Source organism: Sinimarinibacterium thermocellulolyticum (assembly GCF_040327995.1).
Classification (GTDB): domain Bacteria; phylum Pseudomonadota; class Gammaproteobacteria; order Nevskiales; family Nevskiaceae; genus Solimonas; species Solimonas thermocellulolyticum.
In genome coordinates this window covers 143,481-154,901 of the sequence record NZ_JBEPIJ010000008.1, presented here as the reverse complement: position 1 = coordinate 154,901, position 11,421 = coordinate 143,481, and the positions used below count along the sequence as shown (strand labels likewise).

Below are 11,421 nucleotides of genomic sequence, written 5' to 3'. Positions count from 1 at the left end.
CTCGAGCTGACGGTTGTACGCCTCCAGACCCTCGATCTCCCGCAATACCGTCCGGTATTCCTCCGCCAGGCCCCGCCGCTCCTCCCCCAGATCGTCCACGCGCCGCTGACTCTGCGCCTGCGCCACTAGCCACGCGTTGCTCGCGTCGATCACCTCGGGGACCGTCGCGGCAGAAGCCGACTGGCCGATCAGCAGCGCCGCGACGGCCACCGCCCTGAGCCCGCGTCGGGCAACCGAGTCATCACCTTGATGCATGCACCGCCTCCTCCAAACGGCGACTCGCCGCCATGCCATTCGACATACCAAACGAAACGAACGATCCACCGATCAACGCCCCGCGACAGGACGCAGGATCAGCTCCTCCAGCATCGACCGACCCGACAGTCGATGCGCCTCCACGATCATCTGCGCGACATCGCTCGCGGCTATCAGGCTCGCGCGATCGACGCCAGAGCCGTCCCAGGTCGGCGTGTCGGTCGCACCCGGATACACGCAGCAAACGCGCAAACCCCGCCCAGCAAGCTCCGCACGCACCGCCTTCGCCAGACCGGCGACACCATGCTTGGCAGCACAGTACGCAGCATTGTTGGCCAGCCCCTCTAGCCCCGACGTGGACGACACGAAGAACAGATCGCCGCGACCGCGCGCCAGCATTGCTGGCAAGAAGGCGCGCGTCACCGCGAACATGCTGACCAGGTTTTCCTGCAAGGTCAGAGCGAAATCGCCAACCGACATCTCGTGCACCGCGCCGCCGCGCCACCGGCCGGCATTGTTCACCAGCACGTCGACGCTCCCGAAGCTCGATAACACCTGCCCGGCCATGCGCTCGACCTGTGCCGTTTCCAGTAGATCGGCCGACAGCACGATGGCTTGTGCCCCAGTCGACGCACAACGCGCCGCGACGGCCTCAAGGCGCTGGCGATCGCGGGCGACCAGTGCCAGCCGCACACCGGGTACGCAGGTCGCGAAGCGCTCTGCGATCGCAGCGCCGATACCCTGCGACGCGCCCGTGACGACGACCGCGGGCGCCGCTGCCCACGCCGATCCGACACTCATGCCGCGACACCACGATCCGGCAGTTTGCGTACGTCACGCACGACCCGCTGCATCGCATTCTGTGCGTGTCTGCGCCGTTGGCACACCGTGGACATGGAACGTCGTCGAAAGAACCCTGGCGGGGCCGTGATTACGGTTCCCAGCGTAGGGATGCCGCCGGGCTCCGCACAACGGCGCGTGCGGTTCTGGTCAAGAGACAGTTCAGCCCTCAACAAAGCGGGCAGACCGCGATCGCCTCGCCGGCTGCCGACACGATCCGCACCCGCCGCACCAACGAAAAACCCCGCGTGGAAGCGGGGTTATCGGATTGGCCAGGCTTGGCCCGAGCTTGCGTTGGTGCCCACGGAGAGACTCGAACTCCCACGACTTTCGTCACTACCACCTCAAGGTAGCGTGTCTACCAATTCCACCACGTGGGCGATGGGGCGCGCAGTTTAGCGTCGACCGCGTGTTTTGTCGCGCCCTTTGTCTGCGGTGCTCAGTCGGGAATGATCGGGGCCGGCTCGGACGCCTCGACCGCGGGCGCTTGGGTCGGTGGAGCCTCAGCGGAGCTGGCCTCGGCCGGTGCGGTTTGGGCAGCCGCAGGTTGGATGCGGTCGATCACCGAAGCCGCCTCGCGCTCGCCATGGACGAGGTAGGCCAGAGCCAGGCTCACAGCGAAGAACACCGTGGCCAGCCACGCCGTGGCACGCGACAGGAAATTGGCCGAGCCGCGCGCACCGAAGACCGTGCCGGAGGCACCGCTGCCGAAGGCGGCCCCTGCATCGGCCCCCTTGCCGTGCTGCAACAGGATCAGGCCGATGAGCCCGACGGCAGTCAGCACCTGCACGATCACCAATACCGTATACATGATTTTTTTGAATCTCACTTGCTGCGCGACTGCGCGGCCGCACAGATCGCCACGAACTCGTCCGCCTTCAATGACGCCCCTCCGATGAGGCCGCCGTCGACGTCGGGACAATTGAACAGTGACTGCGCATTCTCGGCCTTGACACTGCCACCGTAGAGAATCCGCGTCGAATTTGCGATTCTAGCATCTGCCGCCGCCAACTGGCCACGGATGAAGGCGTGCACCTCCTGGGCCTGCGCCGGGGTCGCCGTCTTGCCCGTGCCGATCGCCCACACCGGCTCATAGGCGATGACCGCTTGCTTGAAGCTGGCGATCCCGCTGTCCTCGATCACGGCAGCCAGCTGGCGGGCGATGACCGCCTCGGTGCGGTGCTGTTCACGCTCGTCCAGCGTCTCGCCCACGCACAAGATCGGTGTGAGTCCACACGCGAGCGCCACGGCAAACTTCTGTGCGACGCGCGCATCGGTCTCGGCGTACAGCGCACGGCGCTCGGAGTGCCCGACGATGACATAGGCGCACCCCACGTCGCGCAACATGCCGCCGTGGATCTCGCCAGTGAAAGCCCCCGGCTTTGGCTGCTCGCACAGGTTCTGCGCACCGAGCTGGATCGCGCTACCCGCAAGCTGACGGCCCACGGCGTCCAGATAGGGCGCCGGCGGACACACGAGCACGTCGATGTCGGGGAAGCGTTTGATCTCGAGCACAATCTCGCGCACCAGGCTCGCGTTGAAATCGTGCGAGCCGTTCATCTTCCAGTTGCCGGCCACCAGCGCTCTTCGCTTCATCGATCTCGTGTCCTGTCGTCGTCAGCCGCAGACTGTGCGCACACAGTCGGCCAGATACTCGGCCGCCGCCCTGGTCTCGGCAGCGTCCTGCCCCTCCACCATCACGCGAATCAGCGGCTCAGTCCCCGACGGCCTCAGCAAGAGACGACCGCGGTCGCCGATGCGTGCGAGCACGTCTGCCTGCGCTGCGCGGATCTCGGGCTTATCCATGATCTCACGCGCGCGCCCGTTCACTGGCACGTTGATGAGGACCTGGGGGTATTTGCGCATGCCGGCGACACACTGGTCGATTGAACGACCTTCGCGTACCAGCACCGCGAGGACCTGCAAGGCCGTGATGATGCCGTCTCCGGTCGTCGTGCGGTCGAGGCAGATGGTATGTCCCGAGGTTTCGCCGCCGAGCACGCCGCCGCTGGCCTTGAGCATTTCCATCACGTAGCGGTCGCCGACCTGTGCGCGCCGAAACTCGACGCCGCGCTCGCGCAGCGCGTGTTCGAGACCGAGATTGGACATCAACGTGCCGACCACCGGCCCCTGCAAAGTGCCGGCAGCCAGGCGCGCGCAGGCGATCACGTAGAGGATCTGGTCGCCGTCGATCTCGCGGCCCTCGGCATCGACCATCAGGCAGCGATCGGCGTCGCCGTCGAGTGCGATGCCCAGCGCCGCGCCGCGCTCGACCACGCGCGCACGCAGCGCCTGCAGATGGGTCGATCCGCAGTCACGGTTGATGTTGAGCCCGTCCGGGGTGTTGCCGATGACGTCGACATCCGCCCCCAGCTCGGCGAATACGGCCGGGCCGACCTTGTACGCGGCGCCGTTGGCGCAATCGAGCACCAGCGACAGGCCGTCGAGGCTGCGATCGCCGAAGCTGCTCTTGCAGAACTCGATGTAACGGCCGGCGCCGTCCTCGATGCGGCGCGCGCGCCCGAAACGTTCCGGCGCGACGCACTCGAGGGGGCGATCGAGCATGTCCTCGATCTGCTGCTCGATCGCATCACTGAGCTTGCTGCCATCGGCGCCGAAGAATTTGACGCCGTTGTCGTGATGCGGATTGTGTGAGGCCGAGATGACCACGCCGGCGCGGGCACGCAGGGCGCGCGTCAGGTAGGCGACGGCCGGCGTCGGCAAGGGGCCGAGCAGCTCCGATTCGACGCCGGCCGCCGCGAAACCCGCCTCCAGCGCGGACTCGAACATGTAGCCCGAGCGGCGCGTGTCCTTGCCGATGAGCACACGGGCGCGCGCACCCCCGCCGAGCACGCGCCCCGCGGCCCAGCCGAGCTTGAGCGCGAACTCGGGCGTCATCGGCGGCTCGCCGACGCGACCGCGGATGCCATCGGTGCCGAAGTACCTGCGAGTCAAGGCGCAGCCCCCCTCCTGCGGATTTCGGTGGCCGTGCGGATCGCGTCGACAGTTTCGGCCACATCGTGGGCGCGCACTATAGCCGCCCCCTGCCAGACCGCAATAGCAGCGGCGGCGAGACTACCGGCCAGGCGCCGATCGAGGGGGCGGCCGAGCAGCTGACCGAACATGGATTTCCGCGACACGCCGACGAGCAAAGGATGCGGGTCGATCTGCAAGGCGCGCAGATTGGCGAGCAGGGTCAGGTTGTGCTCTAGCGTCTTGCCGAAGCCGATGCCGGGGTCGATCGCGATCCGGTCCGCGCCGATCCCGGCGGCGCGGCAGGTAGCGATGCGCGCTGCCAGGAACTCACGCACCTCGCGCACGACATCGTCATACCGCGGCGCGGTCTGCATGGTCTGCGGCCGCCCCTGCATGTGCATCAGGCACACCGCTACCTTGGCATCGGCCACCACCTCGAGCGCGCCCGGGGTCTGCAGTGCGTTGATGTCGTTGATGATGTCGGCGCCCGCGGCGCAGGCCGCGCGCATCACCGCGGGCTTGGTCGTGTCCACCGAGATCACCACGTCACTGCACGCGCGCAAGGCCTCGACCACCGGGATCACCCGCGCCAGCTCGTCCTCCTCGGACACGGGACTTGCGCCCGGTCGGCTCGATTCGCCGCCGATGTCGACGATGCGCGCACCCTGCGCAACCATCTGCAGCGCGTGCGCGACTGCGGCGTCACGCGTTTGATGTCGACCGCCGTCGGAGAATGAGTCTGGCGTGACATTGAGCACGCCCATGACGCAGGGCTCGCTCAGGTCGAGAACGCGGTGCGGCAGAACGAGCTGCATCGTCGAAGGCCGAGGCACGGCGCACACCCCGCAGAGCGCAGCGGCGCCGGTATCGGTCAGATCTGACTCGCCGGTTTCGGTGGCGGCGGGCTGGTGGTCTGCGGCGTCGGCTCGGACGCCGGTTTGGGTTTACCGCCGGGGCGAGTGCCATCGTACCAGCTCTCGGGCGGCCCCGGATCCTGTCCGGCCATGATGCGTCGCAACTGCTCCGCGTCGATGGTTTCGTACTTGATGAGCGCGTCGGCCATCGCGTGCAGCTTGTCGATGTTGTCCAGCAGGATCTTCTTGGCTCGCTGGTAGTTGGACTCGATGACCCGGCGCACCTCCTCGTCGATCGCATGCGCCGTATCGTCGGAGACGTGCTTGGTCTGGGTCACGCTCTTGCCCAGGAAGACCTCGCCGTTGTCCTCGCTATAGGACAACGGACCGAGCTTGTCGGACATGCCCCACTTGGTGACCATGTTGCGCGCGATCTCGGTGGCGCGCTCGATGTCGTTGGCGGCCCCAGTCGTCACCTTGTCGGCGCCGAAGATGATTTCTTCGGCCAAGCGCCCACCAAACAGCGAACAGATCTGGGAGTTCAGGCGCTGCCGGGTGTAGCTGTAGCGGTCCTCCTCAGGAAGGAACATGGTCACGCCGAGCGCACGGCCGCGCGGGATGATCGTGACCTTGTAGACCGGATCGTGCTCGGGCACGGACAAGCCGACGATCGCGTGCCCGGCCTCGTGATAGGCGGTGAGCCGCTTCTCGTCCTCGGACATCACCATGCTGCGGCGCTCGGCGCCCATCATGATCTTGTCCTTGGCGCGCTCGAAATCGTCCTGATCGACCAGGCGCTTGTTGGCACGCGCGGCGAACAGCGCGGCCTCGTTGACGAGATTGGCGAGGTCCGCACCGGAAAAGCCCGGGGTTGCGCGCGCGATGATCTCCGGCTTGACGTCGTCGGCCAGCGGCACCGCACGGATGTGCACCTTCAAAATCTGTTCGCGGCCACGCACGTCCGGCAGCGGCACGACCACCTGGCGATCGAAGCGGCCCGGACGCAACAGCGCCGGATCGAGCACGTCCGGGCGGTTGGTCGCGGCGATGACGATCACGCCCTCGTTGCCTTCGAAACCGTCCATCTCGACCAGTAACTGGTTGAGCGTCTGCTCGCGCTCGTCGTGGCCGCCGCCGAGGCCCGCGCCGCGGTGTCGGCCCACGGCGTCTATCTCGTCGATGAAGATGATGCACGGCGCGTGCTTCTTGGCCTGTTCGAACATGTCGCGCACGCGCGAAGCACCGACACCGACGAACATCTCGACGAAGTCCGAACCGGAGATCGTGAAGAACGGCACACCGGCCTCGCCGGCGATGGCCTTGGCCAGCAGCGTCTTGCCGGTTCCCGGCGGGCCGACCATCAGCACGCCGCGCGGGATCTTTCCGCCCAGCTTCTGGAACTTGCCCGGATCCTTGAGGAAATCGACCAGCTCGGCGACTTCCTGCTTGGCCTCCTCACAACCGGCCACGTCGTTGAACGTGACCTTGACTTGATCGGCGTTGAGCATGCGCGCACGGCTCTTGCCGAACGACAGCGCGCCGCGCCCGCCACCACCGCCCTGCATCTGCCGCATGAAGTAGATCCACACGGCGATCAAGAGCAGCACCGGAAACGCATTGAAGAGTAGCTGCAGGAACCACGGCGTACGCGCAGGCTCCTCGCCGGTGAACTTGACCTTGTTCTCCAGCAGGGTACCGATCATCGCCCGGTTGTCGGTCTCCGGGCTGATGGTCACGAAACGCGCGCCGCCGCGCAGTTCACCGCGGATGACCTGACCCGCGATGTAGACCTCGGCGACGTTACCGCTCTCGACCTGGTTGATGAACTCCGAGTACGCGAGCTCGGGCTGACCGCGCGAACGCGTCGAAAAGCTCTGGAAGACACTCATCAAGACGACGAGGATCACTACCCAGAGCAGCAGATTCTTTGCCAGATCGTTCAACGCAGTTCCTCTTGTTACACCGGCACGCGACGCAGCCCATGCCCTGCCATCAGAACACTACACCGTGCGAAAGTTGCGCGCCAGCAGATACACCTCGCTGCTGCGCGACCGCGATGCACAGGGCTTGCGTGTGACCACGCTGTCGAAATGCTCGCGCAAGGCCTTAACGTAAGCGTCGAAGCCCTCGCCGTGGAAGGCCTTGACCAGCAGCGTGCCGCGCGGCTTGAGATGCGCCTTGGCGAACTCCAGCGCCAGCTCGCACAGATGCATGCTCGCCGCTTGGTCGACGCTGTCGATGCCGGTGATGTTCGGCGCCATGTCGCTGAGCACCACGTCCACCATCTGATCACCGACCCGGATCTCCAGGCGATGCAGCACGGCATCCTCGCGAAAATCGCCGCGGATGATGTCCACCCCGGGTATCGGCTCGATCGGCAAAAGATCGAGCGCGAACAGCTGCCCACGGCTGCCCAGAAGCGGCCGTGCGACCTGGCTCCAGCCGCCCGGGGCCGCGCCCAGATCCACGACCACCTGGCCGGGTTTCAAGATGCGGTCGCGCTCCTGGATCTCCTTGAGCTTGAACGCTGCACGGGAGCGCAGCCCGAGTCGCCGGGCCTCCAGCACGTAGGGATCGGCTTCGTGCTCGGCGATCCAGCGAGCCGAGCTGGGACGACGTTTCTGTGTCATGGCAAGCGGGCACCCGAATGGTAGGGATCAGCACCGGTTCGCGAAGCACCGGCTTGAGCGGCGCCCGATGCTCCTCATATGTAGTGCACTTTGACGATTTCAAGTTCGCGCGCACCAACGGGGGCGACGACCTGGACCACGTCGCCCTCGGATTTGCCGATCAAGGCGCGTGCGATCGGCGAGTTCACCGAAATCAGACCACTTTTGGCGTCCGCCTCGTCCTCGCCGACGATCTGATAGCGTAGCTGCTCGCCGGAGTCGGCGTCGGCCAAGTCCACGGTGACCCCGAAGATCACTTTACCGGAAGGCGGAATCTGAGTGACATCGATGATCTGCGCGGAACTGAGCTTGGATTCGATTTCCTGGATCCGCCCCTCGTTGAAACCGTGTTGCTCCCGCGCCGCGTGATACTCCGCATTCTCGCGCAGATCACCCTGTTTGCGGGCCTCGTCGATCGCAGCAATGATCTTCGGACGCAACTCGCTCTTGCGGTAACGCAGTTCCTCGCGCAGCTTGTCGGCGCCCCGCGCGGTCATCGGGATCTTGTTCATCATTGATTCTTCTGGCAAAAACAAAGCCGGCCGCAGCACGGCGGCGGGCAAAAACGACGCATGATCGGCCTTACTATGGTACCGACTGGCACCCGGCGTGCAAACTCTGCAGGCGGTTGACGTCGAGCCGGTCGAGGTGATCCATGGCCTGGGCGGCGGCCAGCGCGCCGGCGATCGTCGTGAAGTAGCAGACCTTGTTCTGGATCGCCGAGGCGCGGATCGAGCGCGACTCTTCGATCGACTGTTTGCCTTCCGTGGTGTTGGCGATGAACTGGATCTCGCCGTTCTTGATCATGTCGACACAGTGTGGCCGGCCCTCCTTGACCTTGTTCACGCCCACGCAGGCGATGCCGGCCTTCTGGATTGCCGCCGCGGTGCCATGCGTCGCAAAGACGCGGAAGCCCTTGTCGACCAGGATGCGCGCCAACTCCACGGCTTTTTTCTTGTCGTGATCACGCACGGAGATGAACGCCTGGCCGCCGCGCGGGATGTCCATGCCGCCGGCGAGGATCGCCTTGTGGAAGGCCTCGCCGAAATGCGCGCCGGTGCCCATGACCTCGCCGGTCGAACGCATCTCCGGCCCCAGTAGCGGGTCCACGGCCGGAAACTTGTTGAACGGGAACACCGATTCCTTCACCGCGTAGTACGGCGGCACGACTTCACGGGTCACGCCCTGGGACTTCAACGTACGCCCCACCATGCAGCGCGCGGCGATCTTGGCCAGCGGCCGACCGGTCGCCTTGGACACGAAGGGCGAGGTACGTGAAGCGCGCGGATTGACCTCCAGCAGGTAGACCTTGCCGTCCTGCACCGCGAACTGGGTGTTCATCAGCCCAACCACGTGCAGGGCCTTGGCCAGCTTGACCACCTGCCTGCGGATTTCGTCCTGGATCTTCTTCGGCAGCGAGTACGCCGGCAGCGAGCAGGCCGAGTCTCCGGAATGCACCCCGGCCTCCTCGATGTGCTCCATGATGCCGCCGATGACCACGTCGTGACCGTCGGCGAGCGCATCGACATCGACCTCGATCGCATCGTTGAGGAAGCGGTCGAGCAGCACCGGCGAGTCGTTCGAGACCTGCACCGCCTCGCGCATGTAGCGCTTGAGATCCTCGTCGTCGTGCACGATCTCCATCGCGCGGCCGCCGAGGACGTAGGACGGACGTACGACCAGCGGGTAGCCGACCTTCTTGGCCACCGCGAGCGCCTGCTTTTCGGACGTCGCGGTGCCGTTCGGCGGCTGCAGCAGCCCCAGCTCGTCCACCAGCTTCTGGAACCGCTCGCGATCCTCGGCCAGATCGATCGCGTCCGGCGTCGTGCCAATGATCGGCGCGCCGGCCGCCTCCAAGCGGCGCGCGAGCTTGAGCGGCGTTTGACCGCCGAACTGCACGATCACGCCCTTGGGCTTTTCGAGGTCGATGATGGCCATCACGTCCTCGAAGGTCAGCGGCTCGAAGTACAGGCGATCCGAGGTATCGTAATCGGTCGACACCGTCTCCGGATTGCAGTTGACCATGATGGTTTCGAAGCCATCTTCACGCAGCGCCAGCGCGGCGTGCACGCAGCAGTAATCGAACTCGATGCCCTGGCCGATACGGTTGGGGCCACCGCCGAGGATCATGATCTTGTCGCGCGCGCTCGGCTGCGCCTCGCATTCCTCGTCGTAGGACGAGTACAGATAGGCGGTCGCAGTCGGGAACTCGGCCGCGCAGGTGTCGACGCGTTTGTACACCGGACGGATGCCGTGCTTGAGTCGTGCGCGGCGCACCGACTCTTCCTTGACGCCGAGCAGCTTCGCCAGACGTGCGTCGGAAAAACCCAGACGTTTGCAGCGACGCAGCGTCGCCGCATCGAGCTGGGACAGCTTTTGACCGCGTAGCGACTGCTCGGTCGCGATCAGTTCGGCGATCTGTTCGAGGAACCAAGGATCGATCTTCGAGAGCTGGTGCACCTCGTCGAGGCTCATGCCGGCGCGGAACGCATCCCCGACGTACCACAGGCGTTTGGCGCGCGGTATCGCGAGTTCGGCACGGATATGGTTGATCGACTCCGGAGTGTATGTTCCGTGCTCCGGTGCCACCTGCGGCTCGAAACCCTCGGAACCGATCTCCAGGCCGCGCATCGCCTTGTGCAAGGCCTCCTGGAAATTACGACCGATCGCCATGACCTCGCCGACCGACTTCATCTGCGTGGTCAGGCGCGAATCGGCCTGCGGGAACTTCTCGAAGGTGAAGCGCGGAATCTTGACGACGACGTAGTCGATGCTGGGCTCGAACGACGCCGGCGTGCGTCCACCAGTGATGTCGTTCTGCAGCTCGTCCAGTGTATAGCCGACGGCGAGCTTGGCGGCGATCTTGGCGATCGGAAAGCCGGTGGCCTTGGACGCGAGCGCCGAACTGCGCGACACGCGCGGATTCATCTCGATGACGATCAGGCGGCCATCCTTGGGGTTGACCGCGAACTGCACGTTGGAGCCGCCGGTATCGACACCGATCTTGCGCAGTACCGCGATGCTCGCGCTGCGCATGATCTGGTACTCCTTGTCGGTGAGCGTCTGCGCCGGGGCGACGGTGATCGAGTCGCCGGTGTGCACGCCCATCGGGTCGAGGTTCTCGATCGAGCAGACGATGATGCAGTTGTCCTTGCGATCACGGACCACCTCCATCTCGTACTCTTTCCAGCCGAGCAGCGACTCCTCGATCAGCACCTCGGTGGTCGGCGACAGGTCGAGGCCGCGGGCGACGATCTCCTCGAACTCCTCGACGTTGTAAGCGACGCCGCCACCGGTGCCGCCGAGCGTGAAGCTCGGACGGATGATCACCGGAAAGCCGATCTCGGCCTGGATCGCCCGCGCCTCGTCCAGGGTGTGCGCAATGCCCGACCGAGCCGAACCGAGCCCGATCTCGGTCATCGCGTCGCGGAACTTCTGCCGGTCCTCGGCGACGTCGATCGCCTCCGCCTTGGCGCCGATCAGCTCGACGCCGTATTTGTCCAGCACGCCGTGCCGAACCAGATCCAGCGCACAGTTGAGCGCGGTCTGGCCACCCATCGTCGGCAGCAGCGCGTCCGGGCGCTCCTTCTCGATGATCTTCTTGATCGCCTGCCAGCGGATCGGCTCGATGTAGGTCGCATCGGCCATCTCCGGGTCGGTCATGATCGTCGCCGGGTTGGAGTTCACGAGGATGACCCGGTAACCCTCCTGGCGCAGCGCCTTACAGGCCTGTGCCCCGGAATAATCGAACTCGCAGGCCTGGCCGATGACGATTGGGCCGGCACCGATGATGAGAATGCTCTGAATGTCTTGACGCTTGGGCATGA

At 65.6% G+C, this 11,421-nt stretch carries 10 protein-coding genes and 1 tRNA gene; all 11 read right to left on the bottom strand.

Translation table 11 applies throughout. The features are described 5' to 3' along the window. The coding region (locus tag ABSH63_RS09100) for a DUF3450 family protein (protein WP_352889165.1) at window positions 1-255 on the bottom strand (255 nt) is incomplete at its 3' end. Between the two features lie 72 nt (window positions 256-327). Further along, window positions 328-1,056 carry an SDR family oxidoreductase gene (locus tag ABSH63_RS09095; protein ID WP_352889163.1) on the bottom strand — a complete coding sequence of 243 codons (729 nt, stop codon included), beginning with the start codon at window positions 1,054-1,056 and terminating at the stop codon, window positions 328-330. 334 nt (window positions 1,057-1,390) lie between these two features. After that, a tRNA-Leu gene (locus ABSH63_RS09090) sits at window positions 1,391-1,475 on the bottom strand. A gap of 59 nt (window positions 1,476-1,534) precedes the next feature. Further along, window positions 1,535-1,891, bottom strand: a complete 357-nt coding sequence (gene secG, locus ABSH63_RS09085; protein WP_434223262.1) for a preprotein translocase subunit SecG — start codon at window positions 1,889-1,891, stop codon at window positions 1,535-1,537. Window positions 1,892-1,920: 29 nt separating this feature from the next. Continuing rightward, window positions 1,921-2,691 (bottom strand): triose-phosphate isomerase, encoded by a 771-nt coding sequence (gene tpiA / locus ABSH63_RS09080; RefSeq protein ID WP_352889161.1) that lies wholly within the window; start codon window positions 2,689-2,691, stop codon window positions 1,921-1,923. A gap of 21 nt (window positions 2,692-2,712) precedes the next feature. Beyond that, complete coding sequence (gene glmM / locus ABSH63_RS09075) at window positions 2,713-4,050, bottom strand: phosphoglucosamine mutase (RefSeq protein ID WP_352889159.1); 1,338 nt, start codon at window positions 4,048-4,050, stop codon at window positions 2,713-2,715. Further along, window positions 4,047-4,886, bottom strand: coding sequence for a dihydropteroate synthase (gene folP / locus ABSH63_RS09070; RefSeq protein WP_352889157.1), 840 nt, complete (start codon window positions 4,884-4,886; stop codon window positions 4,047-4,049). Before folP ends, glmM begins: the two co-directional genes overlap by 4 nt. 56 nt (window positions 4,887-4,942) lie before the next feature. After that, entirely contained in the window at window positions 4,943-6,868 is a 1,926-nt protein-coding gene (gene ftsH / locus ABSH63_RS09065) for an ATP-dependent zinc metalloprotease FtsH (RefSeq protein WP_352889156.1), read from the bottom strand. A gap of 57 nt (window positions 6,869-6,925) precedes the next feature. Continuing rightward, window positions 6,926-7,555, bottom strand: coding sequence for a 23S rRNA (uridine(2552)-2'-O)-methyltransferase RlmE (rlmE, locus tag ABSH63_RS09060; RefSeq protein WP_352889154.1), 630 nt, complete (start codon window positions 7,553-7,555; stop codon window positions 6,926-6,928). 74 nt (window positions 7,556-7,629) lie between these two features. Next, complete coding sequence (greA, locus tag ABSH63_RS09055) at window positions 7,630-8,106, bottom strand: transcription elongation factor GreA (RefSeq protein WP_352889152.1); 477 nt, start codon at window positions 8,104-8,106, stop codon at window positions 7,630-7,632. Window positions 8,107-8,179: 73 nt separating this feature from the next. Continuing rightward, window positions 8,180-11,419, bottom strand: coding sequence for a carbamoyl-phosphate synthase large subunit (carB, locus tag ABSH63_RS09050; RefSeq protein ID WP_352889151.1), 3,240 nt, complete (start codon window positions 11,417-11,419; stop codon window positions 8,180-8,182). Window positions 11,420-11,421 lie beyond the last annotated feature (2 nt).